Source organism: Acinetobacter sp. ANC 3832 (assembly GCF_002135415.1).
Classification (GTDB): domain Bacteria; phylum Pseudomonadota; class Gammaproteobacteria; order Pseudomonadales; family Moraxellaceae; genus Acinetobacter.
The window spans coordinates 1-26,343 of sequence record NZ_NEGJ01000008.1; the positions used below are offsets into that span (position 1 = coordinate 1).

The window sequence follows — 26,343 nt, forward strand, 5'->3', positions numbered from 1 at the left end:
YCCCAACGATCACCTTGTTGTGCTTTGATTAAAGCAAAGTCAGCACGAATTGGATTTTCAAGGACGAAGTCTTTACCTTCGTAGTTCAGGGTTGGTTTGCCTTCTGCGAGCAATGTACCAAAACCTGTAGGAGTATAGATTGGACCTAAACCCATGCCTGCAGCTTGAATACGACAGGCCAAGTTACCTTGAGGAACCAGTTCGAGTTCGACTTTTCCTGCACGGTATAATTCATCAAAGATATAAGAATCAGACTGACGAGGGAAAGAACAAATAATTTTACGCACAGCACCTGCTTTAAGGAGTTTAGCTAAACCGTAGTCGCCATTACCAGCATTGTTATTCACAATCACTAGATCTTTAATGCCTAGTTCGATTAAGCCATCAATCAGTTCAGCAGGTTGTCCTGCTGTACCAAAACCACCAATCATAATAGTTGAACCATTTTTAATTTGGGATAAGGCTTCGGTTAATGAGTGAGTACTTTTATCAATCATTAGACAACTCCGTCTGTACGCTGCATAAATAAGAATGAAAACTAATGCTCACAATGAATAGATAAGCTCAAAATTGAATCACTCAATCCCGAGTGTTTTCATTAGAATTCCTTTTGCTTATTTTTCATTTTTTTTAATAGGACATCTACCATAAAACAGTAATATTGTTCGATATATGAAAATTTTGTTCGATCATCGAACATTTATTTTAATTTTTAAATATAATAGATAGATATTGGATTACTCTCAATTTTGTTTGATCAGCTAAATAAAGGTTAATTTATGCATGAGGTTAAATTAGAACATAAGAAAGTTTTGCAAAATCCAGATAACCAAAAGAATATTCGACATGAAGATTTTATATCGGGTATTAGCAAAGGCATGGCAATATTAGACTGTTACGGATCTGAGCGTCACAGATTGAATATCAGTATTGCTGCTGAAAAAACGGGTATGACACGAGCGGCTGCACGTAGGCATTTGCTTACACTCGAATATTTAGGATATTTAGAGTTTGACGGACATTATTATTATTTAGCACCTAAAATATTAAAATTCTCAGGTGCTTATCTAAGTGGTTCACAATTACCTAAAATTTGCCAACCTTTATTAAACTTGCTTACCACTCAAACATCGCTTATTTATTCAGTGATGGTTTTAGACGGTTTTGAAGCCATTACTATTTCCCGAAGCGCTGCACATCAGCAAACAGATCGTGTTAACCCCTATGGACTCCATTTAGGGAACCGTTTACCTGCACATGCAACATCAGCAGGTAAAATTTTACTTGCCTATTTAGATTTAGAAGAGCAAATAAAATGGTTAGAAAAATATCCATTAAAACGATTAACTAAATTCAGCTGTATAGATAATGCTGTCTTTCTAAAAATTCTTGAAGAAATTAAAGAACAAGATTGGTGTTATTCTAGTGAGGAACATGAAATAGGCGTTCATGCACTTGCTGTACCAATATATGGGCCAAAAGGTAATGTTGTCGCCGCATTGAATATTGTTTCTCCTACAATAAAAACAACGAAAGAATATTTAGTTCAACAAATATTACCTTTATTACAAGAAACAGCACGTGAATTGCGTAATTTGATTTAAAAATTACATTTCTGACAATTTTTAGATTAATAGTTTAATGCAAAATCTCTTTGCTTCTTAGCAGACATTGATTTGTACTGATAAAAACGGAGAATTTCGCTTGGTAAATGGCTTTGTTGCACAAAAAACATAAGTTATTCAGATTACTACATATAGTGTCCAAGTCGTCGTGAATCTCACCATTATTTAGACTTTTAATTGAAGCTCTACGTTTAGATAATTGAGGTAATTAAAAACTAAAACAAAGGTTTATATTTTTTAAGTTTAAAGCTTACGATCCAAAATTATGCTTTAAGTAATGATTGGTTAAAAAGTATGAATCTTTTATTTCATGAACTTAATTTTTGGTTTTTTTAATATTTTAGATGTAAGTAATTTAATTTAAAGGATATAAATGCATTGATTCTTATGAATCAAATTTTAGGTGAACAATAAGTTGAATAAGATATTTAAGACTGTGACCTACGCAAGCTACTGGAGTCACAGCTCAGCAACATGAATCTGTAAAATTATATTCAAGATCTAGAGTAAGCTGAGGTATTTAATGCTGATATCCATCGTTCTGTGGGTAAACATACGGGCTTAACCAACCATGTTGAGCGATTTAATGCCACATTAAGAAATCGTTTGGGACGTTTTACACGGAAAACCTTGAGCTTTTCGAAGAAGAAAGAAAATCATGAAGCTGTTTTGCATATATTTCTATTAAAATATAATCAGGATATGAAAGATAAATGGGGAGCATGTCAGATTTGAGCACTACCAGTATTTTTAGTCCGAGACAGATAAACAATCAGGGCTTTAGGATTGTCTCTGTATTAAACGGGTGAATTTGCTGAGTGAACCATGTTCTGCGTTGTCTGTGAATTTTCGGCACTTGGATAACCCATCAATCCAATTGCACAAACAAAGAATAGAATAAAACGGATACTGATAAGCATCGTCCATCCCTCCTTAATTCAGTTTATTTTTATCCAACCATTGCGAAAGTAGTTCTGCAATCTGCTGATTGTTTAAATCAGAAAACGGAAAATGCGTATTACCGTAAACCCCAATATCAGGTAAATGCACCAGCTGGGCTTTACCGCCATGCTGATTGATTTTATCTACCCATAATTGTGCCATTTTCAGACGTACGCGCCAGTTGTCCTGTCCCGCATTTTGCTGTCCTGCATAGCCATTTTTTTCAGTGGGAATATTATCGCCATAGTAGATAATGATTGGCATTCTGGTCAGCTTCTGGAAAGCCGCCATTTTGACTGGGGTTGGTGACAATGTCCCTGTTGCACTTGGCATGGGTTCAGGCATTTCATTTTCAGGAAAGACAAAACCACTGCCAGGTTCATAAGCAACAATGCCTTTGACCTGATTTGATTTTATTGCCGTCCACCAGCCTGGCCCTCCGCCCTGTGAATGGGTAATCAGTACTGCATCGCCTGATTTTTTCAGGACTTCAACCATTGCATCACTAATCACCTGCTCATCATAGGCCCCTGTATTCGGCGTCATTTGACGGAAATACTGGTTTAAAGCAGTCGAGTCTTGTGAAAACTGTACTCCCTTAAATAAGTTAGGATACTGTCCTAAACGAAACATATTGAACCATGCCTGATCATTGGTGGTGGCTGGCACTTCCGCTGCCACAGTCGATTGTCCCGCCTGCCCCCGACGCGGTTGGTCGACCACATACACTGGGAAATGCTGGCGCAGGAAAAGTGTCTGGAATCCCTCACGACCATCAGGTGTGGTTCCCCATGTTTTCGCTGATTGTCCCGAGCCATGTAAAAATACCAATGGATAAGCACGTGCATGTTTAGGGATTTGATAAAACACCGAAGCATGATCACCATGCAGCGTTTGACCTTGCGGATTAAAGAGTTGTTGATCGTCAAACTGTCCTGCACTTTGAATGACTTTCCCCCCTGCGGAAAAATTTCCCTGTCGTGAAATACTTAAAGCAGTTAAAGTCTTGGGGCTTAGCGTACAAGCAGATATTACAAAGGCAATTCCCACACAAATACACGTATTTTTAATTTGATTTTTTTTCATACAATTCCCCTAATGTTTTTATGCATTAATTTGGTTTTGATCATTCTGTAAATAACAGGGGCTTCATAAAAATAAGATCATTGCCATAGTAAAAAATCATTATTTTTTGTTTGAACATCAATTGCCTTTACAGAAAAAAATCATCCTTTACATGAATAATATGTTGAATGAAGTCAAATATTATTCATGTCCTACATCTGTTTTTGAATGAATCAAAATAATCTATCAGAGAGGTATATTTACTTATCAATCAACTATTCATGAGCCAATGAAGCCATATCAATCACAAAGCGGTATCTGACATCTGCTTGTTCCATACGTTCAAAAGCTTCATTGATTTGATCCATTCTGATCATTTCACATTCAGGAACGATACCTTTTTTGGCACAAAAATCCAGCATTTCCTGTGTTTCGCGGATTCCACCAATTGGCGAACTCGCGATACGTCGGCGTCCTAACAACAAGGGAAATGTACTGATTTCATCCATTGGACCGACTTGTCCCACGATCACCAAAGTTCCATCAATATCCAATAGTGGTAGATAAGGATCTAAACCATGTTTGGCCGGAATCGTATCAATAATAAGATCAAATGAATTTTCAGCATTTAGCATCTCTTTTTCATTTGAAGAAATAAGAACTTTATCGGCACCCAAATCCAGTGCGTCTGCAACTTTAGCGGCTGTTCGACTAATCACAGTTACCTCAGCACCCAAAGCAGCCGCGAGTTTTACTGCCATGTGTCCCAAACCACCCAGACCAATCACCGCCACACGACTGCCAGGACCAACATTCCATGTCCGTAATGGTGAATATGTGGTAATCCCAGCACAGAGTAATGGTGCAGCTTTCGACAAATCCAGCGTTTCAGGAATTCGTAAACAAAACTCTTCCCGCACAACTAAATGCTTAGAATATCCACCCTGTGTGGGTTCATTTGTAATACGGTCAAAACCACTATAGGAATATGTGGGTTGATTGCGACACATTTGTTCTTCATCTCTATGACATTGATCGCATTCCATACAGCTATCAACAAGACAACCAACACCGACATGATCACCGATTTTATATTTTGTCACCTTGGAACCGATGCCAATGACTTTAGCAATGATTTCATGCCCTGGTACAATTGGATAATAACTCCATCCCCAGTCATCACGTACTGTATGTAAATCTGAATGGCATACACCACTATAGAGTACTTCCATCGCGACATCATTATCACGTAATGCGCGGCGTTCAAAAACATAAGGTGTTAATGTAGCACCTCGGCTATATGCAGCATAACCGATTGTTTTAATGGTATTCATTGATTGGACTCTCTATTTATTAATGAGTGACATAAGGGATGTAAATACACCCAATATCATCAAGTAATGTATTTAGTTTAATAACTGCTTTAAAACATTTTCGGCATTGTTTGCCAGATCAGGTCCAACCGCCTGCTGTAAGTTGCTGATGATTTTTTGCATCTGGGTAGCATCCACCCCCAGATTTCGGGTAATTCTTAAATGCGAACGCAGCTGAGCATTGACATCACCCATGGCAGACAATGTGCTCACTACGACAATTTCACGTTCTAGAGCCGACAAGTTGTCCTGACTAAACAAATAGCCAAATAAATGCGCTTTTAAGGCGTAATCCATTGTGGGTGAGAAGTTTTCAACCAGTGGTTTTGAACTTTCCTCAATTGAGGTCTTGTTAAGATCAGCCAACTTTTCTATACCGAGTTGATAGTAGTCAGTACCACGCGGTAACGTGCTTGGCAGAGCACCCTGTATATCCTTGATGCCTTGTTTTTGGCGTTCCTCAAGCAGACTTTTAAAGGTCAGTGTGCCATTTAAGGCTCGGGGAAAACCTGCATAGGCATATTGGTGGACAAACACTTGCTTGATTTCATTTACCGTTAAGCCATTTTCTAATCCCTTGATTAAAGCAGGTTTTAGTTTTTCCAGATCCCCTGTTGCAGTAAATGCAGCAATTGGGATTAAGCTTAATTGTTTTGTGCTGAGCTGTACTGTTTCAGCCTTTGCAGATGTTTTTAAAGGTTTTTCCTGTGTAGATAAATCCACTTTTTCCAGCCATATCACACCCTTGCCATCTGTTGCCACAGGGGTAATGGCAATATGCGACATCGCACTAAACTCACTTGCACCATGCCAATGTTTGACATTGGGTGGACACCAGATCGTATCGCCCTTATGAACGGTCTGGATGGGTTTGCCCCATTCCTGAGTACGTCCCTCACCCTCTGTCACAATCAAGTATTGACCGTGTGGATGGGTATGCCAGTTGGTGATCGTACCTACTTCAAAATTGACAATGGCAGGTACAACATCACCTTGTGAGGGCATGACTGGATAACGGGCAAAATTTGCCTTGCCAGAAAAATTACTGGCAGGTGCTGACTGAATACTATGTTGCTCTGCTTTGGTAATCTGCTGGCCCATTTTATCTTCAGCCCAGACCAGACCTGATAAAGAACTCATCACCAATAATGCATTAACCTGATGTTTCATGTTATTCCCCGTTGCCCCTATTCAAAAAATAGGTCAATGATTCAAGAAAATTCAATCAATTGATTGCTTATCATTCAGACCAACAATCTTTATTTCAGATGCTTGCTATAAAATGCAGTCAGTTGCTCCATCGCCTGTTTGACATATTCAGGCTTCCAATAGGTTTCAATATGGGTGGCATTTGGAATCTTGAATAAGGTTTTGTCTTTTGTACCTGTGGCTTTAGCAAAGGCATCTTCAGTCATGTAAAGACTGTCTGCTTTACTGCCTGCAATCATGAGTAAGGGCTGATTGATCAATTCGATTTGATCTGTCGCATCCCAGCGCATCAGGTCAAGCAAGCTGCTCATGATATATTTAAAGGTTGAATTTGGATGGGCATGGGTGCGCCAATAGTATTCATACCCTTGTCGGTACATCTCAAATGGCAATGCCGTAATTTGCTCATCGGTCATATCGACATCACCTGCATAAAGAACTTTACCACCTGAAATTTCCTGCGCACGGGCATCACTGGCTTGTTTCAAACGCTGTTGAATGGTATCCAGTTGCGAATCCGCAAAACCATTACGACGTACTCGCCCAGAATTAAACATACTGAGCGTGGCAACCACTTTAAAACGTTTATCTGTTTCTGCCGCTGCCAGTGAATAGCCACCACCACCACAGATTCCGAGTAAACCTAAACGGTTGTTGTCCACCCCAGCATATTGGGTAATAAAATCAGCCATACCATGTACATCTTCAATACGGTTTGCAGGTTTATCAACACTGCGGGGCTGCCCACCACTGCCACCCTGATAGGCTGCATCGGCAGTAATTGTGATATATCCCTGTTCAGCCAGACGCTGTGCATATAAGCCTGCGACCTGTTCCTTGACACCACCATTCGGATGCGCTACTACAACTGCAGGATATTTTTTACTCGGATCATAATTGGCAGGTGTATAAACATTGGCAATAATATCCAGTCCATTGAGTTCATAGCTAACAGAATGAATATTGACCTGACCTTTGATATTTTCAGTAATTGCACCGCTATACACCAATCCAAAAGGATTCGATTTTTTATCTGCGGCAAAGCCCGCACCTGAAGTGGTAATAGTTGCCGACATTAAAATAGTTTGTAAAATTTTCATTATCGCTCCTGAATTTTAAGCTTAGACATCCATTTTTCGATCAGCCAACCATTCAATCATGGCGGGGTCACGATGCGAGAAAAAGGAACTGGTGGCAGTATCCATTGCCGTGATTTGAGTCAGGTCCTCAATCGACAGCTCAAAATCAAAAATATCAATATTTTCCTGCAAGCGTTCTTGACGTACTGATTTGGCTAAGGACACAACATTGCGTTGTAGTAACCAGCGTAGTACCACCTGTCCAACGGATTTACCGTATTTTTTGCCAATCTCAACCAGTACAGGCTGGCTGAATAAATTATTTCGTCCTTCTGCAAAAGGTGCCCATGCTTCTGGTTGAATATCGCGGGATTGCATCCACGGCACAGCATGCAGTTGCTGATTAAATGGATTCACTTCAACCTGATTCACCGCAGGTTTGATTTTATTAAATGCTATGAGATCAGCCAAACGGTCAGGATGAAAATTACTGACCCCAATGGCACGGATTTTACCTGCGGCATACAACTCTTCCATTGCTCGCCATGCCCCATGTACATCACCAATCGGTTGGTGAATCAGATATAGGTCGAGATAATCCAGTTGTAAACGGTTCAGTGAACGCTCAAACTGCGCTTTCGCACCCTCATAACTGGCATCCTGTAACCATAATTTTGTGGTCACAAACAATTCTTCACGTGCAATCTGGCTTTGGCGAAGTGCATTACCGACCTGAGTTTCATTCTGGTAAGAGGCTGCGGTATCAATCAATCGATAGCCTGCATCAATCGCATGTAATACTGCTTGTTCACACTCCACGGGGTCGTTCATTTGGAATACACCAAAACCAGCGAGGGGCATTTCAATATCATTGTTTAATCGAACTGTTTTCATTGTTATCTCTCACTACTACATGCAGAACATCGGTTAAGAAATAACTATACCTCAACAATTAACTATGTATTAGTCAGGCAATTTCGATTACATTTATATGGATTTTTAATTAATTACATCTGATTAACAAAATAATCGTATTTTGAGGTAAATGATGTCTGAGAACTTAGATGACTTAAAAGCGTTTATCGTAGTCGCCCAAACTGGCAGTTTTACCAAGGCTGCAGGACAGTTGGGAGTTTCACAATCAGCCCTGAGTTATACCCTCAAAATGCTGGAACAACGTCTTGGCGTTAAATTACTCAATCGAACGACTCGAAGTGTTTCTACCACTCAAGAAGGAGAACAGCTTCTTAATGATATTGCCCCACTCATTACGGGTATTGAACAAAAACTCTATAACCTCAACGAATTTAGAGATTCTCCTCGTGGGCGATTAAGAATTAATGGAACTGAAATTAGTCTTAACTTTTTATTGTGGGATAAACTATCCAAATTTTCGCATGATCATCCCAATATTCAGCTTGAACTGACTATGGATTATGCCTTTTCTGATATTGTTAAAGATCGCTATGACATTGGTATTCGATTAGGAGAAAATGTCCATAAAGACATGATTTCGGTTAAGATCAGTGATGAATTAGAAATGATGACTCTCGTCGCACCTCATTATTTAGAGGCTTATGGGATGCCACAAACTCCTGATGACCTACACCAGCATCGATGTATTGGACTACGTTTACCTAGCCATGAACGTATTCAATCTTGGGAGTTTAAAAACTCACAATTGAGTCCAGAGGTTCAAACTATATCTCCTGAATGCTCCATGGTCGTCAGCCATGCGAGATTACAACTAAAGGCCGGACTAGATGGTCTTGGAGTAGTATGGCTACCCAAGATGATGGTTGAAACAGAAATACAAAAAGGAAATTTTGTCAGAGTATTAGAAGATTGGGATATGAACTACTCTGGTTACTACATGTATTATCCAAGCCGTCGCGAATCTTCTCCCTTATTTCGACTATTGGTTGATGCTTTACGTTTAAATTCCAACTCTCTCATTTTCTAACTAGCTCAGGTTATAATAATGGCCTCCAAAAATATGGTTGATCTATTATGAACACCTCCAATGACCCTTTACACGGCAAAAAACTTGCTGACATTTTGGATGAGTTATTGGATTACTACGGTGGCTTTGAAGGCTTAAATCGTAAAATTGAAATTAGATGTTTTTGTATAGATCCAAGTGTTAAGTCATCATTGCGATTCTTGCGTACCACACCATGGGCACGTGAAAAAGTAGAAAACTTATATTTGTATGTCTTACGCCAAAAAGCTAAACAGAAATCGTAGTTATCAAAACCCAACCTCAGCATAATATTTTATACCAAATACCAAACTACACTTCTTGAATAGCTATCGATTTTGTAGACACCTGTTTGTTAGTGGTGGACTACCACCACTCTCCTAGACAAATTTAGTCTATTCTTAAGACCTTTTTAATAGGAAACTATGTATTTATAGCTAGGTTTATGAACCAAATATTTTATAAGTTATCATTTTAATGCTCTAAGTAATTAAATTTATGTTTAATAAATAATAAATTTAATTGTGAGTTAGATTCCATCTGAACATAATCGTGATTGGTGCTATGAGCCATATGTGTGTTGATGCTGCTGTTCGTGCTGCTGCTGATTTTGGTTATAAGGTAAAAGTGATTCATGATGCTTGTGCAACGCTAGACCTAGAATTTAATGGCATCAAAGTACCTGCTGGTCATGTCCATGCAACATTAATGGCCGCTTTTGAATTTGCTTATGCTCAAGTGATATCAACTGAAGATTATATTGGTTAAAATTAAGATTTACTAATTTTTTGATATTTTCGAATGGCTTTGTTGCACAAACATTCAAAAGCTAAACTTTCCTCAAGTTATCTAAGTTTAAGTGACAACTTTGGGTATGGGGTCGGCCTAATTCCGTAAATTTATTCAGAACTGCCACACGTGCATGAATTTCATTGATCTGACTATATCGATATAGACTGAATCAATTCGCTCATCAGATGGAATTTGATTGAGTAAATCACCGTGTACTTGTGAATCACTGGCATTATTTGTAGTTAACTGTACAGCTCGTATTTGTAGGATTTTAGCATCTATGCCGATATGCAGTTTACGCCATTGGCGATGGGCAGGCATCAAGCTAAAAATTGTGCATTCATTTTGCTGGCATCATGCTGTAAACGGGTTTGCATATATTCCGCATAGACTGATAATTTTTCATGAATATGTTCCGCGTAGAACATATCATTCACCAAGTGTGCGGCTTGTTCGCTGGTATAACTGGCATAGCACAGCAGCAACTGAGCATTCAGTTTTGAGAATTTTTCACACAATGCAATATATTGATCATCTTTGTTTTTAAATAATAATTTACGCAGATTCAGTTCAGCCTCATTCACTATTTTATCATGGGGATCTGTCTCAATATAATGAATCACAACTCTAAAGAACTTTTCCACCTCAGCTAGTTTCGAAATATCCAGCTTTAAATCTGTGATTAAAAAGATTTGAGAAACATCCGAACGACACAAAGCTTTAGCCCACAAGGTGATCGACTGAAACGAATTACAGCAATAGGGACAACAGGACATCGTATTGTAAAAGCGATTGAATGGTTAAAAGACAATTTTGCTCGACCATTGAGTATTGATGAACTTGCAAAAGATATGGGAATGAGTGCTTCTAGTTTTTATCAGTATTTTCGAGAGATTACATCAATGAGCCCATTACATTATCAAAAAAGAATGAGGCTCACTGAAGCCCGTCATCTATTAATTATTGAAGACCGTGATATTTCTTCAACCAGTCTTCAAGTGGGTTATGAAAGTTTGTCTCAATTTTCCAGAGAATATAAACGACTGTATGGGGTGTCACCTTCTGAACGAATTGCAAGTTTGTAGAAAATTTAATGCAATTTAACTTTTATTCAAAAAACGAATAACAGCCTTTTAACACTACTTAATTTTATGATCAGATTTAAAGTTTTTATAGGTTAATCTATCACTACTTTGTTCCGTAAGTGGGCTAACTTCTTGCATTGTATTTAAACAACGCTCTGCTAATTCAATATATTGCTCTGTACCTTTCATTTTCCACGTAATTTCATCTTGAGTAAGTTCACGAATTACTCGTGCAGGACTTCCTAAAATTAAAGAATTCTGAGGAAATTCAACTTTAGCTTTTACTGTACTATTCGCCCCAATAATACTATTTTCCCCAATAATAGCTTCATCTAAAATAACACTATTCATTCCAACCAATACATTTTTTTTAATGACACAGCCATGCAAAATTGCACCATGACCAACATGTCCATATTCTTCAATAAGTGTCACACTATTTGGAAAGCCATGAATCGTACAAGAATCTTGAACATTCGCATTTTTTAGAATATGAATTCGTCCAAAATCTGCACGTAATGAAGCTAAAGGACCAATATAAACACCATCTTCAATAATGACATCACCAATTAATACAGCAGTTGGGTGAATATAGGCAGTCTTACTCACAACGGGAATTACTCCATCAATGGCGTAACATGGCATAATTTATTCCTTTAAATGTTTTATATCGCTTTATTAATAACTGAATTCTTCTAGTTTCAACCCACCAAAACGCTTATAAAATTGCGGATGTACAGGAGGCATAGAACCCTCTGAAGTGCGAGCAACCTCCATAAAAAACTCTTCGCCAGAAGCTGCGACTGTTTGATATAAGTTGCTACTTAAATTACGTGCATTTAAAGAGAGCCAATTTAATGGTAAAAGCTCAAAAGGTAAATTTGGATCTTTTAATAAAATTCTACGATATTGATGAATAAGCAAAATTCGAATTTGAAAAGCTTGAATTGGTTCTAATTCTGTATCACCATCAATTAAATTAAAAATTTCTCTAAAATCACTAATAAATTTTTCATAACGCTGATGCAATTCTTGCACAGGCCAATTGGTTTCAACCATACGCTTAACTGTTGGATATGATTCTTGCCAAAGTTGCAGCGTTTCAGCTTTAAACATAACCACTTGATCTGTCATTTTTAAATTAAGCAAAAGATTTTGCAATTTCAAATGGTCACAACTTGGATAAGCCATAACATTCGTTGCAATATTGGTAAAACCAAGCCATTCAAGTTCTTTTTTAAGTAAATTTTTATTCTCTAACTCTACTGAGCTGAGTAAAACCAAATCCCACTTTTGATCCCAATCTTTATGACTAAAACTATAAATTTTTTGGTCTGCATGAATAAAACGCTGACGACTTGTTTCAGTTACACGATAGTAGCTTGTACGGCCAATTTTTTCAGAAACCAACCATCCATTCTGAACAAGACGGAAAACAGCAGTACGCACTGAACGTTCATTAAAGCTGAATACATCCATTAACTGTATAAGACTCGCAAGGCTGATAATGCCTCCTCGATGAAAAATACAATCACCAAATACAGTCATAATTAGTGATGTACCACTGAGTGCTTCATTTAAAATGAAATCATCAATTATTTGTTTTAGTTTCAGATTCATTAGGTTTAACCATACCTTTTAAATAAAGATGATAGATCATGTGATCCATCATCTTGTGAACTTTATGCCGATTGGCGAATATCAAATACTCGCTGAGCTTTACCTTCCGAACGTGGCAAAGTACCTTCAGATAAAATTTCAACGCTCACTGTAATACCCACCATCGTTTTAATCAGCGTCTTTAATTGGACTGCTAACTGATGTGCCATAATATCGCCGACATCATTACGCATTTCAGCACGAATATGCAATGTATCTAGATGACCATTTTTACAAATATGGATCTGATAATTCGGAATTAATTGTGGAATATGTAAAATTTGCTCTTCAATTTGTGATGGGAATACATTTACACCACGAATAATCATCATATCATCACTACGACCCACAATTTTATCCATACGACGCATAGTACGTGCTGTACCTGGTAATAAACGTGTTAAATCACGCGTGCGATAACGGATTACTGGCATACCTTCTTTGGTAATTGTTGTGAAGACTAATTCACCTAATTCACCATCTGGTAATACTTCACCTGTTTCAGGATGAATAATCTCTGGATAAAAATGATCTTCCCAAATCGTTGGTCCATCTTTACTTTCTAAACACTCCATTGCTACACCAGGACCCATGACTTCAGAGAGACCATAAATATCAAGTGCATTAATTCCTAAGCGATCTTCAATCTCTTTACGCATTTCATTGGTCCATGGTTCTGCACCAAATACCCCAGTTTTTATTGAACAATCTTTTGCTGTACCAAATTTTTTCTCTAAAGCTTCAATAATATTCAAGCAATAAGATGGGGTAACCATGATTGCACTTGGTTTAAAGTCATGAATCAGTTGAGCTTGACGATCTGTTTGCCCACCCGACATTGGGATGACTGTTGCACCTAAACGCTCAACACCATAATGTGCACCTAAACCACCTGTAAATAATCCATAACCATATGATACTTGTATCGTATCCTTACTACTCAAACCAGCTGCACGCAATGAGCGCGCCATAACATCTGACCATGTATTGATATCATTCTGAGTATAGCCAACGACTGTTGGTTGACCCGTTGTACCAGACGATGCATGTACACGAACAATCTGCTCTTGAGGTACCGCAAACATGCCAAAAGGATAGTTATCACGTAAATCTTTCTTTGTCGTAAATGGAAATTTAGCTAAATCATCTAAAGATTTTAGGTCATCAGGATGTACACCTGCTTCATCAAATTTTTGTTTATAAACAGAACTATTTTGATAAGCATGATGTAATGTTTTTTTCATGCGCTCTAATTGAACATTGCGCAATTCATCAATTGAAGCTGTTTCAATTTCTTCCATAACATTGTTATTCATATTCTTACTCCTTGCGTAGCTATCCTAGCTACATTGAATTCACTTAATGGATTTTTCCTTAATCCATATTTTCTAAAATAAGTGCGACACCCTGCCCTACGCCTACACACATGGTACAAAGCGCATATTTTCCTTTGCGACGTTTTAACTCTTTCATAGCTGTGATGACTAAACGTGTACCACTCATTCCAAGTGGATGACCTAAAGCAATTGCTCCACCATTTGGATTGACCCGAGTATCATCATCCCTTAAACCAAGTTCACGTATAACTGCTAATGATTGCGCAGCGAAAGCCTCATTTAACTCAATAACATCTATCTGTTCTAAAGTTAATCCTGTTAGTTTTAAAACTTTTTGAACCGCGGGTACAGGACCAATCCCCATATACTTCGCTTCAACACCTGCACTAGCAAGAGCAATCACTTTAACTAACGGCTTCAAATCATAACGATCTAAAAATTGCTGATTACCTAAAAGTACACATGCCGCCCCATCATTCACACCTGAAGCATTGCCTGCAGTAACAGAGCCACCTTCCTTCCGAAAAGGAGCTTTTAAAGCAGTAAGTACATCTAAAGTTGTATCTGCACGTGGATGTTCATCATGCGTGATCATAATCGTATTTTTTTTACGATCTTTGATTTCTATAGATAAAATTTCTTCTGCAAATATTCCATTTTGTTGTGCAACAGCAGTTTTTTGCTGACTACGATATGCAAAAAGGTCTTGATCTACACGGCTAATTTGATACTTTTCTGCCACATTTTCTGCCGTTTCAGGCATGCTATCTACACCGAAGCTAGCTTTAAACTTTGGGTTAATAAAACGCCAACCAATTGTACTATCAAAAATTTCAGGACTTCGACTAAAAGCCGTTGTTGGCTTAGATTGAACAAAGGGCGCACGGCTCATAGATTCTACACCACCAGCCAGCACAAACTGTGCTTCACCTGATTTAATAGAACGTGCAGCTAAACCCACTGCATCTAAACCTGATGCACATAAGCGATTAACTGTAATCGCAGATACAGAATCAGGTATACCTGCCAATAATGAAGCCATACGAGCCACATTTCGGTTATCTTCACCTGCTTGATTGGCACAACCTAAAATGACTTCATCGAGTTCTGCCCAAGGCAAATTTGGATGCTGGTTTTTAAGATACTGAATCGGTAAAGCAGCCAAGTCATCTGTACGAATACTACTTAAACCACCTGCATAGCGACCAATTGGAGTGCGTATTGCATCAAAAATAAAAACTTGTTCCATGTTATTTCTTCCTTAACCAGCGACGCATAAAGGTTGCATTTTTTGACTTTGTTGCACCTGCGTTAAAGCGACTTTCTTACTTAAATATAAGCTTGGTCTATATCTTTCCTCACCATAAATACGATACATATTTTTTAAAATTAATAAAATATTGTTATATCCTATTTTAACAGCCCAATCAAATGGTCCATACGGGTAATTAACACCATATTTCATTGCTGAATCAATATCTTGTTCAGATGCAACATCATGCAATACAGCTTCGCATGCTTCATTAACTAACATCGATATTGTTCGTATTACATAAAGACCAGCATGATCTTTTGTCCAAATTGGTATCATATTTATTTCAGCAAAAAATTGATTGATGCTACTGATATCATTTTCTGTACAAGTAGCCGATGCTACAACTGGAATTGCTTTTGCTTTTGTCCAATCTGTATGCCAATCCATAAGTACAATTTTCTCATTGGCATAATCAATATCCACTGACTCACCCAGTGATAAACGTAGTGATACATCACCCAGTACAATTTCATTGAATGAGGAATCATTAAAGCAGATTTCACAATTTGACGATGCCATTATGCGTTGAATAAATGCTTTAGCGTGTAACCATTCACCCTTCACAATAACTTTTAATTTATGCGTAGATTTTGTATAAATGGCAGGTAAATTATATTTAGGCATACGTTCTGCTTGGCTATAGTCATAAAAACCAAGGTGAGATTTACGACCTAAACAGCCTGCATCAACTAATTCTTTTTGAATGAGTGAAGGACGATAACGTGGTTCATAGAAAAATTCTTGATAAACACTTTGCGTTACTGAAAAATTAATGTCTTGCCCAATTAGATCTGTAAGCTCACATGGTCCCATCGCAAAGCCACCACACTCACGCATAATAAAATCAAGCTGTTCAGGAGTAGTGACATTTTCCTGTAAAGCACGAAAGGCTTCTGCATAATAGGGGCGCGCAACGCGGTTCGCAATAAAACCAGGAGTTGATTTAGCTGTTACAGGTACTTTATTCCATGCCTCCATCAATGCAAATAAATCTTTTGCAATCACATGAGATGTTTTTAAACCACGAATAATTTCAACCAATTTCATTACAGGTGCTGGATTAAAAAAATGTAAACCAACGACTCGCTCAGGATTTGGAATTTCTGAAGCAATTGCTGTAATTGAAATAGATGAAGTATTGGATGCAAAAACAGTTGTTTCAGCACAAATAGTAGCCAATTGTTTAAATAAATTTTGCTTGATTTCTTTTTTCTCAAGAATCGCTTCAATAATTAAATTTGCATCTGCTAATTGCTGAATATCTTGTGCAATCCTTAAGTTTAAAAAAGTAAGATCAAACAACTCCTGTGTCATTTTTCCAATACTTACTCTTTTTTTAAGTTGAGTTTTAAGTTGTTCGACAGCTATCTGTGATTTTGACATATCGACATCAAAGATATAAGTTTGATGACCATGCATCGCTGCTAATTGGGCAATACCAATTCCCATGGTACCTGCGCCAATCACAGCAACTTTTTTAGCCTGCTGTAAGTTGGTATGTTCCATTTTTAGCACCCTTTATATTCAGGTGTACGTTTTTGCATAAATGCTTGAACACCTTCACGATAATCATTTGAACGACCTGCAAGACGTTGAAAATCACGTTCTAAAAGTAATTGATCATCTAAATTATTATGAGCCGCAGCATGAATCGCTTTTTTAATCAGAGATAAACCATACGTTGGTTGTTTAGCCAGATGTTCAGCCATTTTTATCGACTCGGCTTTTAACATTTCATCTTCAACAACTTGCCAAATCATACCAAGCTGTACAGCCTGTTCTGCTGGAATTTTATCTCCAAGTAAGGCCAATCCCATTGCTTGAGCACGACCTACTAAACGTGGTAAAAACCAAGTCCCACCTGAATCTGGTACCAAGCCTAATCGACAAAATGCTTGAATAAATGAAGCAGACTTTGCTGCAATGACAATGTCACAAGCTAATGCTATGTTTGCACCTGCGCCTGCTGCGACGCCATTTACTGCACAAATAACAGGTTTTGGCATTTCAGTGATGAGCTTAATCAATGGGTTATAGTATTTATCAATAGATAAACCGAGATCAGGTGAGTCTGCATTTGGATCAACCACACGATCATTTAGGTCTTGACCTGCGCAGAAACCTCGACCTTCAGCAGAAATAACAACTGTACGTATATTGCTATTTTTTGCCCATGCTTTCATTACACTTGAAACCTCTAAATGCATAGTCTCATTAAAGCTATTTAGTTGTTTAGGTCGATTAAAGGTTAGATAACCAACGGCATCTTTTTCTTCTACAATGATTGTTTGATAATCCATTACACACCTCTAAATTCTGGTTTTCTTTTTTCTAAAAAGGCGTTAATGCCTTCTTTACGATCCTGTGTTGCTGCAAGCCAAACAAAATGCTGGCGCTCTAGTTTTAAGCCTTGGCTTAAAGTTATTTCATGAATAGATTTTAAAGATTGCTTAATGACACGAATGGCGAGTGGTGCTTGTTTTGAAATTTTAGTTGCTAATTCAACAGCATATTGAACGGTTAAAGCTGTCGGGCAAATTTGACTACTAATACCATGTTGTAACGCAGTTGCAGATGAAATTTTTTCACCCAGCATCGCCCAGCGCATGGTTAATTGCTGACCCACCAAACGAGCTAAACGCTGTGTCCCACCTGCACCAGGTAACATGCCTAAACCAATTTCAGGTAAAGCGAACTGTGCATTATCACCAGTTAAAATAATGTCACCATGTAAGGCCAATTCAAAACCAGCACCAAATGCATAACCGTTAACAGCCATGATCAAAGGCTTAGAAAACTCATCAATACTTTTCCACAACAAGGGACGTTGATCTTGCTGAATACTGATCACATCATGCTGTGCTAGTTCATTTAAATCAGCACCTGCTGCAAAACATTGAGTATTTCCTGTAATTACGACCACTTTTACTAAAATATCCGCATCTAAATATTGCAAATATTCTGCGATTTCTTTCAATATTGCATTGTTTAACGCATTGCGCTTTTCTGGTCGATTAAGTTCAATCAGGATCACCCCTATTTGTGGTGAGCTACTTTTAATATATTGCATTCCAAAACTCCTTTTCCTACAGCTTTACTCATCAAAACTTAAGCGGACATTTGGAGTAATTGGTCGAGCTTGACAACTCAACACATAGCCTTTTTCAATTTCTTCTGGCTCTAGACTATAATTCAGTGCCATTTCGACTTGACCTTCAAGTACCTTACATTTACATGTTGCACAAACACCACCCTTACAGGCATAAGGTAAATCTGCGCCTGCACGTAATGCAGCATCTAAAATACTGTCATCTTGTTTAGAAACCTCTACAATTAGTTCACGACCATCAAGAACAATATTGACCTTTTCTTCACTTCGTTTTTCAATTTGTTGTGCTGATGCTTTTGGTGCTGAGCCTGTATTAAAACGCTCGGTATGAATTTTACTACGTTCAATTCCAAAAGTTGGCAGTACGCTTTCTACTGCCTCCATCATTTCTTCTGGACCACAAGCAAAACAATGATCTGTATCAGACTGAATTAAATGAGCTTGAAACAATTGTTCTAATTTATCAGCATCAATACGACCATTAAAAATTTCACTGTCATTAAATTCACGTGAAAAAATATTGATCAATTGTAAACGTTCTTTAAAACGATCTTTTAAATCCATGATTTGTTCTGAAAACATGGTTTGTTTCCATGAACGATTACCATAAACCAAAGTAAAGTTTGACTGAGCCTGACGATTCAATACTGATTTTACAATGGATAAAATTGGCGTAATGCCACTTCCAGCTGCAAAACCTAGGTAGTTTGTTCCAATGGATTTGGCAGCTTTTTGAAAAAATACACCTTGTGGAGGCATGACTTCAAGTACATCTCCCACTTTTAAGTGTTCATTTGCCCATGTTGAAAACTGCCCTTGATCAATTTTTTTAATAGCAATACTCATATCTTCCTGAATATCACTGCAAATTGAATAACAACGACGAATCTCACCATCATGACCCGAATGACGAATCGTAAGATGCTGTCCTGGTTGATATTGAAAAACATTAAATTGTTCAGGTCTAATATCAAATGAAATACAAATAGCATTTTCAGTTTGTGGCTGAATTGTTTTAATCGTGAGTGGTACAAATTGACTCATGTGAAAATCCCTCTTTCGTTTTGACTATTTCAATAACTTTTCTGCAGCTATTTCAAACTAAATACACTTAAAATAGTCAAATGGTTCTAAGCAGTCTCTACATTGATATAAAGCTTTACATGCTGTAGAACTAAATTCGCTTAATAGTTTAGTATTTGGGCTATGGCAGCGTGGACATTCGATTCCATCTGTCAAAGCTACATGCGTACCGCAACTGTGTGACTCACCTTGTGGTGGCGCAATACCATATTGCTGTAACTTTTTCTTTCCAGCTTCACTCATCCAATCTGTCGTCCATGCTTCTGAAAGATCAATTACGACTTTGACTGGTATTAAGCCTTTTTCTTCAAAAGCTTGAGTAATTTCAGTTTTTAATAAATCCGTGGCTGGACAACCGCTATAGGTAGGCGTGAGTCGTACCACTATTTCATCTTGTAAATTCAGTTCAACACCACGAATCATACCCAAATCAATCACTGATAACACTGGAATTTCAGGATCTGATACGTGCGCTAATACACTCCAACATTCATCTTCTACGTGTCGAATTAAATTCATATAACACACTCCCTGTAATACAAATTATTGATATCACTATTACCAAGTCATATTGGGATAAGAACGTTGTATATATTGCAATTCAGCTAGAACATAGCCTAAATGTTCAGTATGCAAACCCTGTTTTGCTCCACTACGATATGATCCTGTTTTAGGAATGGCTAATTCAAAGCGAGCTAAATCTAGTTGAACACTATCCATCCATTGCTGCTTTAGTTTTTCAATATCTGGAATAACACATGTGTCAATTAACTGTTTTTCATCTACAGTTAAAGCAAATAATTCCTCAGTAAAACGCCATAAATTATTTAAACCATTTTGAGTTTTTTCATGTGCTTCTTCTGAACCTAAACTTAGACGCTCCATCCATGCAGTTGAAAAGCGTAAATGATATTTCACTTCTTTAAGTGACTTAATTGCAAATGCAGCAAGATTTGGATAGCTACTTTGACTTAAAGCAGTAAATAACAAAGCATGATAATGATCCATTAACCATTGACGTACTATCGTTTGAGCAAAATCCCCATTGGGCTGCTCACATAATAATAAATTTCTATATTCACGTTCAGTACGAAAATAGGCGAGTTTATCTTCGTCACGACCTAAACCTTCAATTTCACCCGCTAAACTTAATGCTGTTCGAGCTTGACCTAATAAGTCCAAACCAATATTTGCGACTGCGATATCCAATTCCAACTCAGGTGCATGTCCACACCATTCCGCTAAGCGATGTGACAAAATTAATTGGCTATCACCGACATGTAAAATGAACTGTGCTAATACTTGATTATTCATCATCTTTCCCCCTACATGTGCTCAATGCCATTTGGTATGTTATAAAAGGTTGGATGACGATAAACCTTATCTAACGATGGTTCGAAAAATTCTGCTTTTTCTTCAGGCTGTGAAGATCTAATTAATTCCGACTTAATCACCCAAATACTAATTCCTTCATTTCGACGGGTATAAACATCACGTGCATTTTGCAATGCAATTTCATCATCTGATGCACGCAAACTACCTACATGGCGGTGACTTAAACCTTGTTTACTACGCACAAAAACTTCATATAAAGACCAATTATTTTTGTTGTCCATGACAATACTTCCTTTGAAATTTGATTAAACTGTTTAAGCCACTTTTTGTGCTTGTAGGTATTGCTGTTTTTTTGCATAAACCGCAGCAGAAGTACGTACCCACTCACCACCTTCCCAAGCTTTACGACGTGCTTCTATTCTTTCATGGTTACAAGGGCCTTTACCTGAGACAACAGCAAAAAACTCTTCCCAATTCACCTCGCCAAATGTGTACTGCCCTGTTTCTTCATTCAATTTTAAATCTGCATCAGGTACAGTTAAACCCAACTGCAACACTTGTGACACAGTGTTATCGACAAATTTTTGACGTAAAGCATCATTACTAAAAAGTTTAACTTTCCATTGCATACTTTGCGCACTATTTGGAGAGTGATCGTCATTTGGACCAAACATCATCAGTGCAGGCCACCAAAAACGGTTTACAGCATCTTGAGCCATTTGTTTTTGCTCAGCTGTTCCATTTGCTAATACCATCATGGCTTCAAAACCTTGGCGCTGGTGGAAGCTTTCTTCTTTACAAATACGAACCATCGCACGTGCATAAGGACCATAGGAAGTACGACAAAGAGCAACTTGGTTCACAATTGCAGCGCCATCAACTAACCAGCCTATAGCTGCAACATCTGCCCAAGTGAGTGTTGGATAGTTAAAAATTGAAGAGTATTTCATACGTCCGGCAATTAGCTTATCCATCATGTCATCACGGTCAGCACCTAATGTTTCAGCAGCACTATATAAATAAAGTGCATGTCCAGCTTCATCTTGGACTTTTGCCATAAGTACTGCTTTACGCTTTAACGATGGAGCACGCGTGATCCAGTTACCTTCTGGAAGCATTCCAACGACTTCGGAATGTGCATGTTGCCCAATTTGCCGAATCAATGTTTTTCGATAAGCATCTGGCATCCAGTCCTTTGGCTCAATTGAGATATCTTTTTCTATGTTCTGATCAAATGTTTGTTGATTATTCATTTTTCCTTCACTCATCCCAAGTGTTGATACATTTAATTTAAAACGATACGAAAATTAAAATCAATATTATTTTTAGGTATCATTTAAATAAAAAAACAATTAAACACATAAGTATATGTTTATAAATATTATTTAATTTTAAATTATTTTTATAAATTTAATTTATTCATTTTTATGATTGACATTTAACTGTTTTAGTCACAAATTATGAAACATAAAAATTTAAATTTAATTTAATTTGTATCATAAAAGGAGTTATACAATGTTAGAGTTAAATGGCAACTCAACCGAAATTGATCAGTCAGATATGATATCTTCCCTTAAAGATCAATCTGTTAAATCACTTTGCTCATTGGTTTATGGACAAGAATATATAGCCTACAAAGATTTCCGTTCTGTTTACCATGCAATTTCTGGTGAAGTGATTTATCAAGTCAGTAGCCAAGGTATGAATACCAAAGCTGTTATCGATTTTGCAAAGCAAAAAGGTTCTGCTATCGCAACATGGACTTTTCATCAACGTGCGAATGCCTTGAAACAAGTTGCAGAGTATTTACTAGAGCGAAAAGAAAATTATTACGCGCTAGCAAAAGCCACAGGTTGTACTCGTAAAGATGCGTGGGTTGATGTGGAAGGTGGTATAGGAACTTTATTTGCATATTCAAGTTTAGTTCGTAGAGAGCTGAGTGATGAAACTGCGTTAGTAGAGGATGCTTGGATTCCACTCTCTAAAAATGGAACATTTGGTGCAAAACATATTTTAACTGCAAAGTCTGGTGTTGCTGTTCATATTGATGCCTTTAATTTCCCTATTTGGGGCATGCTAGAAAAGATTGCGCCAACATTGTTAGCAGGTGTTCCATGTATTGTTAAACCTGCAACGGAAGGTGCTGAATTAACTTTGGCAGTTGTCAAAGATATTTTGGCGAGTGGTTTTTTACCTGAAGGCTCTTTACAGCTTATCTGTGGTCAAATTTATGATTTATTTGATCACTTAACACCTCAGGATACTGTAACTTTCACAGGTTCAGCTTCAACGGGGCAAAAATTACGTGCACACCCGCATCTAAATCAATTCTCTATTCCATTTACAATGGAAGCCGATTCAGTCAACAGTGCCATTTTAACTGAACAAGCCAATGATGAAACAATTGATCTATTTGTTCGTGAAGTATTTCGTGAAATCACGACTAAAGCAGGACAAAAATGTACTGCAATTCGTCGTGCATTTGTTCCAATAGCGTTAATAGAAATAGTACAAACACGCTTAATTGAAAAACTAAAAAAAGTTGTTATTGGTGATCCAGAGCTTGAAGGTGTCACAATGGGTGCCTTGGCGAGTATTAAGCAAAAACTTGATGTGACAGCTAAAGTTGAATTACTTCAACAAGATGCTCAAGTTATATTTGGTAGTCACCTTCGTCAAGATTTTAATGTTCAAACCCAACACCCAGAAAAAGGTGCATTTTACCCACCAACAGTTTTACTCTGTATGCAACCGAATGACGTTAAAAGTGTTCATGAAATTGAAGCTTTTGGCCCAGTCGTTACCCTTATGCCTTATCAGAACTTAGCGGAACTCTCTGATTTAGTTGCGCGTGGTGAAGGAAGCCTTGTAGCATCAATCGTTCGTAATATAGATAACAATATTGAACAGCTCGTTGCTAAAATTTCTCCATGGCATGGTCGTGTACATATTTTAGATGCAGAGAGTGCTAAAGAAAGTACAGGCCATGGATCTCCATTACCACATCTTGTACATGGTGGTCCAGGTCGTGCAGGTGGAGGTGAGGAACTGGGAGGTTTACGTGCAGTTAAACACTATATGCAACGAACTGCAATTCAAGGTTCACCAAATGCAATGACACAAGTTGGGCACAGTTGGACAGTAGGTTCAAAAGTATTTGAAGATCGTGTGCATCCATTTAAAAAGTCATTTGATGAACTACGTGTAGGTGAACGCCTACTCACTGCTCGTCGCACAGTAACAGAAGCAGATATCGTGAATTTTGCTTGTTTAAGTGGTGATCATTTTTATGCACATATGGATAAAATTTCTGCCACAGAATCTCTCTTCGGTGACCGTGTTGCCCATGGTTATTTCATTGTATCTGCAGCGGCTGGTTTATTTGTTGATGCGGCAGAAGGTCCTGTTATCGCAAATTATGGTATGGATAACCTCCGTTTTGTTGAACCTGTTAAAATCGGTGACACTATTCAAGTTGAACTGACCTGCAAACAAAAAACACCTAAACTTTTACGTGACACAACCCAAAAACCGCATGGTGTTGTTGTATGGGATATTAAAGTTAAAAATCAACGTAAAGAGTTGGTTGCTACGTATGACATTCTAACGCTTGTGGAAAGGTCCATTTAATAGAAAATAAAAAAAGGAATCATTATGATTCCTTTTTTTATTTTTAAAATTATATTCATATCTTTTATTTAAATTATGTTGACTAAGTTGGAAGCAAATCATACATTAATAATAATGATATAAAATAAATAAAATAATTAAATTTAAGTATCAATTAATTTTCACATAATATCAGCACAGGAAGTTGCATGATGAATGACAAAACTCTAGAAATAGAAGCGATTGAAGGGAATATTCAATCAAAAGTAAAAAAAATTGAAGATGTAAATACTAGTGAACAAACAAGTATATCTTCAGAAACAACTCAAAAGAGTTCTGGTGGAAATGCCTACCAATGGTACGTCGTTGTAATTTGTATGCTGGCCTACATTCTGTCATTTGTTGATCGTCAAATTTTATCATTGATGATTGAACCCATTAAACATGACTTAATGCTAAGCGATGTCCAATTCAGTTTATTACAAGGACTTGCTTTTTCTTTGTTTTACGCCTTTATGGGGATACCGATTGCAATTTTGGCAGATAAAAAATCACGTATTAAAATTATTGCAATCGGAGTTGCTTTTTGGAGTTTTGCTACAGCAGTTTGCGGATTGAGTAAAAATTTTATTCAAATGTTTCTAGCACGTTTAGGTGTAGGTGCTGGTGAAGCGGCATTATCACCTGCTTTTTACTCAATTGTTGCTGATTTATTTCCAAAAGAAAAATTAGGGCGAGCATTAGGTGTTTTTGCAATTGGTGCTTTTATTGGATCTGGACTGGCTTTTTTAATTGGAGGCTATGTCATTGGTTTGCTAAAAGATGTGAATTTCGTAGTATTACCAATCATTGGCGAAATCAAGACTTGGCAACTCACTTTCATGATTGTAGGTTTACCAGGTGTATTCCTTGCATTACTTATGGTATTAACTGTACGTGAACCGGAACGTAAAGGTTTAAAAGTTGGCAAAGATGGTCAAGTAATTGAAGCCTCTTTTAAAAACTCTTTAGCATTTATTAAAGTACATAAAAAAACTTTCTTCTGCCATTTCATTGGTTTTTCATTTTACACGATGATGCTGTACTCACTCTTAGGATGGGCACCTGCATTTTATATGCGTAACTTTGGCTTAGATGCAAGTCAAACTGGTTATATTCTCGGTATTATTATTTTAGTCGCCAATACCTCTGGTGCTCTATTCTGTGGTTGGTTAATCGACTTTTTTTCTAAAAAAGGATATAGCGATGCAGCAATTCGTGCAGGTATGATTGGTTGTGGAGCACTCATTATACCAAGTGTATTATTTACCCAAGTAGATAATATGCAACTTTCTTTTGCATTAATTTTTGTTGCAATGTTTTTTTCAACATTTCCAATTCCAGCCTCCGCAGCTGCAACTCAAATGCTAACACCTAACCAACTTCGTGCCCAAGTTTCAGCTAAGTTTTTACTTATTTCTAATTTGATCGCTTTAGGAGTAGGTACAACAGCTGTAGCACTTATTACAGATAAGTATTTTCAAAATACAGTGATGGTTGGAAACTCTATTTCTATTGTTAATGCTGTCGCAGGTGTAATAGGTCTATTCTTATTGTATAAAGGCTGTGCTTACTATCGTGAAAGCATAGAAAAAGAACAAGCTGTTTAATCCAAAATCCATCTCAAGCTAGTAGACTTTTAACTCTCTAGCTTGAGATGGATTTCAATAAAGGACTAACTCAAATATTTCACCACCACAGGATAC

At 37.4% G+C, this 26,343-nt stretch carries 26 protein-coding genes and 3 pseudogenes; 8 read left to right on the forward strand and 21 right to left on the reverse strand.

Annotated features, from left to right (window positions below; all coding sequences use genetic code 11):
• A partial coding sequence (locus B9T35_RS11470; RefSeq protein ID WP_086191254.1) for a 3-oxoacid CoA-transferase subunit A occupies positions 1 to 497 on the reverse strand: 497 nt, incomplete at its 3' end.
• 282 nt (positions 498 to 779) lie between these two features.
• Between B9T35_RS11470 and pcaU the strand changes: the two genes are divergently transcribed.
• Together pcaU and B9T35_RS18665 are read left to right on the forward strand one after the other, a co-directional pair.
• Positions 780 to 1,604, forward strand: coding sequence for an IclR family transcriptional regulator PcaU (pcaU, locus tag B9T35_RS11475; RefSeq protein ID WP_086191255.1), 825 nt, complete (start codon positions 780 to 782; stop codon positions 1,602 to 1,604).
• 564 nt (positions 1,605 to 2,168) lie between these two features.
• On the forward strand, positions 2,169 to 2,360 hold the full coding sequence (locus B9T35_RS18665; RefSeq protein WP_416202439.1) for an IS1 family transposase: 192 nt from the start codon (positions 2,169 to 2,171) through the stop codon (positions 2,358 to 2,360).
• Between the two features lie 62 nt (positions 2,361 to 2,422).
• Here B9T35_RS18665 and B9T35_RS18775 read toward each other — a convergent pair whose 3' ends face one another.
• The 6 genes from B9T35_RS18775 to B9T35_RS11510 form a co-directional block, all read right to left on the reverse strand.
• Entirely contained in the window at positions 2,423 to 2,545 is a 123-nt protein-coding gene (locus B9T35_RS18775) for a hypothetical protein (RefSeq protein ID WP_265733446.1), read from the reverse strand.
• A gap of 13 nt (positions 2,546 to 2,558) precedes the next feature.
• On the reverse strand, positions 2,559 to 3,653 hold the full coding sequence (locus B9T35_RS11490; protein ID WP_086191256.1) for an alpha/beta hydrolase: 1,095 nt from the start codon (positions 3,651 to 3,653) through the stop codon (positions 2,559 to 2,561).
• A gap of 254 nt (positions 3,654 to 3,907) precedes the next feature.
• A complete protein-coding gene (locus tag B9T35_RS11495; protein WP_228147128.1) occupies positions 3,908 to 4,966 on the reverse strand; it encodes an NAD(P)-dependent alcohol dehydrogenase in 1,059 nt (352 codons plus the stop codon).
• Between the two features lie 72 nt (positions 4,967 to 5,038).
• Positions 5,039 to 6,175 (reverse strand): cupin domain-containing carboxymuconolactone decarboxylase family protein, encoded by a 1,137-nt coding sequence (locus B9T35_RS11500; protein WP_086191257.1) that lies wholly within the window; start codon positions 6,173 to 6,175, stop codon positions 5,039 to 5,041.
• An 89-nt stretch (positions 6,176 to 6,264) separates the two neighbouring features.
• Positions 6,265 to 7,314, reverse strand: a complete 1,050-nt coding sequence (locus B9T35_RS11505) for an alpha/beta hydrolase (protein WP_086191258.1) — start codon at positions 7,312 to 7,314, stop codon at positions 6,265 to 6,267.
• A gap of 21 nt (positions 7,315 to 7,335) precedes the next feature.
• Positions 7,336 to 8,187, reverse strand: coding sequence for an aldo/keto reductase (locus B9T35_RS11510; RefSeq protein ID WP_086191259.1), 852 nt, complete (start codon positions 8,185 to 8,187; stop codon positions 7,336 to 7,338).
• A gap of 154 nt (positions 8,188 to 8,341) precedes the next feature.
• On the opposite strand from B9T35_RS11510, the gene B9T35_RS11515 reads away from it, so the two are divergent.
• The 3 genes and pseudogenes from B9T35_RS11515 to B9T35_RS11525 form a co-directional block, all read left to right on the forward strand.
• A complete protein-coding gene (locus B9T35_RS11515; protein ID WP_086191260.1) occupies positions 8,342 to 9,256 on the forward strand; it encodes a LysR family transcriptional regulator in 915 nt (304 codons plus the stop codon).
• Between the two features lie 47 nt (positions 9,257 to 9,303).
• A complete protein-coding gene (locus B9T35_RS11520) occupies positions 9,304 to 9,540 on the forward strand; it encodes a VF530 family DNA-binding protein (protein ID WP_053577954.1) in 237 nt (78 codons plus the stop codon).
• Positions 9,541 to 9,820: 280 nt separating this feature from the next.
• Positions 9,821 to 10,042, forward strand: a pseudogene (locus B9T35_RS11525) (isochorismatase family protein); the annotation flags it as partial.
• 61 nt (positions 10,043 to 10,103) lie between these two features.
• Here the strand turns inward: B9T35_RS11525 and B9T35_RS11530 are convergent.
• Together B9T35_RS11530 and B9T35_RS11535 are read right to left on the reverse strand one after the other, a co-directional pair.
• Positions 10,104 to 10,375: pseudogene (locus tag B9T35_RS11530) on the reverse strand (transposase); the annotation flags it as partial.
• Between the two features lie 11 nt (positions 10,376 to 10,386).
• Complete coding sequence (locus tag B9T35_RS11535; protein WP_086191261.1) at positions 10,387 to 10,650, reverse strand: hypothetical protein; 264 nt, start codon at positions 10,648 to 10,650, stop codon at positions 10,387 to 10,389.
• Between the two features lie 138 nt (positions 10,651 to 10,788).
• Here B9T35_RS11535 and B9T35_RS11540 point away from each other — a divergent pair.
• Positions 10,789 to 11,151: pseudogene (locus B9T35_RS11540) on the forward strand (helix-turn-helix domain-containing protein); the annotation flags it as partial.
• A gap of 54 nt (positions 11,152 to 11,205) precedes the next feature.
• Here the strand turns inward: B9T35_RS11540 and B9T35_RS11545 are convergent.
• The 12 genes from B9T35_RS11545 to paaA all read right to left on the reverse strand — a co-directional run bounded on the left by B9T35_RS11545 (position 11,206) and on the right by paaA (position 22,242).
• Entirely contained in the window at positions 11,206 to 11,796 is a 591-nt protein-coding gene (locus B9T35_RS11545) for a gamma carbonic anhydrase family protein (protein WP_086191262.1), read from the reverse strand.
• Positions 11,797 to 11,829: 33 nt separating this feature from the next.
• Entirely contained in the window at positions 11,830 to 12,771 is a 942-nt protein-coding gene (gene paaX / locus B9T35_RS11550; protein WP_086191263.1) for a phenylacetic acid degradation operon negative regulatory protein PaaX, read from the reverse strand.
• 62 nt (positions 12,772 to 12,833) lie between these two features.
• On the reverse strand, positions 12,834 to 14,126 hold the full coding sequence (paaK, locus tag B9T35_RS11555; RefSeq protein ID WP_086191264.1) for a phenylacetate--CoA ligase PaaK: 1,293 nt from the start codon (positions 14,124 to 14,126) through the stop codon (positions 12,834 to 12,836).
• A 58-nt stretch (positions 14,127 to 14,184) separates the two neighbouring features.
• Positions 14,185 to 15,396 carry a 3-oxoadipyl-CoA thiolase gene (pcaF, locus tag B9T35_RS11560; RefSeq protein ID WP_086191265.1) on the reverse strand — a complete coding sequence of 404 codons (1,212 nt, stop codon included), beginning with the start codon at positions 15,394 to 15,396 and terminating at the stop codon, positions 14,185 to 14,187.
• Positions 15,397 to 15,408: 12 nt separating this feature from the next.
• A complete protein-coding gene (locus B9T35_RS11565; RefSeq protein ID WP_086191266.1) occupies positions 15,409 to 16,968 on the reverse strand; it encodes a 3-hydroxyacyl-CoA dehydrogenase in 1,560 nt (519 codons plus the stop codon).
• A 2-nt stretch (positions 16,969 to 16,970) separates the two neighbouring features.
• On the reverse strand, positions 16,971 to 17,762 hold the full coding sequence (gene paaG, locus B9T35_RS11570) for a 2-(1,2-epoxy-1,2-dihydrophenyl)acetyl-CoA isomerase PaaG (RefSeq protein ID WP_086191267.1): 792 nt from the start codon (positions 17,760 to 17,762) through the stop codon (positions 16,971 to 16,973).
• Entirely contained in the window at positions 17,762 to 18,532 is a 771-nt protein-coding gene (locus B9T35_RS11575) for an enoyl-CoA hydratase-related protein (RefSeq protein ID WP_086191268.1), read from the reverse strand. Before B9T35_RS11575 ends, paaG begins: the two co-directional genes overlap by 1 nt.
• Before the next feature lie 24 nt (positions 18,533 to 18,556).
• Positions 18,557 to 19,615, reverse strand: a complete 1,059-nt coding sequence (locus tag B9T35_RS11580) for a 2Fe-2S iron-sulfur cluster-binding protein (protein ID WP_086191269.1) — start codon at positions 19,613 to 19,615, stop codon at positions 18,557 to 18,559.
• A gap of 57 nt (positions 19,616 to 19,672) precedes the next feature.
• Positions 19,673 to 20,173, reverse strand: a complete 501-nt coding sequence (paaD, locus tag B9T35_RS11585) for a 1,2-phenylacetyl-CoA epoxidase subunit PaaD (RefSeq protein WP_086191270.1) — start codon at positions 20,171 to 20,173, stop codon at positions 19,673 to 19,675.
• Between the two features lie 39 nt (positions 20,174 to 20,212).
• Positions 20,213 to 20,968: a 1,2-phenylacetyl-CoA epoxidase subunit PaaC gene (gene paaC, locus B9T35_RS11590; RefSeq protein WP_086191271.1), complete on the reverse strand. Its 756-nt coding sequence runs from the start codon at positions 20,966 to 20,968 to the stop codon at positions 20,213 to 20,215.
• Positions 20,969 to 20,979: 11 nt separating this feature from the next.
• Positions 20,980 to 21,270 (reverse strand): 1,2-phenylacetyl-CoA epoxidase subunit PaaB, encoded by a 291-nt coding sequence (gene paaB, locus B9T35_RS11595; RefSeq protein ID WP_086191272.1) that lies wholly within the window; start codon positions 21,268 to 21,270, stop codon positions 20,980 to 20,982.
• Positions 21,271 to 21,303: 33 nt separating this feature from the next.
• Positions 21,304 to 22,242, reverse strand: coding sequence for a 1,2-phenylacetyl-CoA epoxidase subunit PaaA (gene paaA, locus B9T35_RS11600; RefSeq protein WP_086191273.1), 939 nt, complete (start codon positions 22,240 to 22,242; stop codon positions 21,304 to 21,306).
• Between the two features lie 262 nt (positions 22,243 to 22,504).
• Between paaA and paaZ the strand changes: the two genes are divergently transcribed.
• Together paaZ and B9T35_RS11610 are read left to right on the forward strand one after the other, a co-directional pair.
• Positions 22,505 to 24,619 (forward strand): phenylacetic acid degradation bifunctional protein PaaZ, encoded by a 2,115-nt coding sequence (gene paaZ / locus B9T35_RS11605; protein WP_086191274.1) that lies wholly within the window; start codon positions 22,505 to 22,507, stop codon positions 24,617 to 24,619.
• Positions 24,620 to 24,810: 191 nt separating this feature from the next.
• Positions 24,811 to 26,247 (forward strand): spinster family MFS transporter, encoded by a 1,437-nt coding sequence (locus B9T35_RS11610; protein WP_416202440.1) that lies wholly within the window; start codon positions 24,811 to 24,813, stop codon positions 26,245 to 26,247.
• Positions 26,248 to 26,343 lie beyond the last annotated feature (96 nt).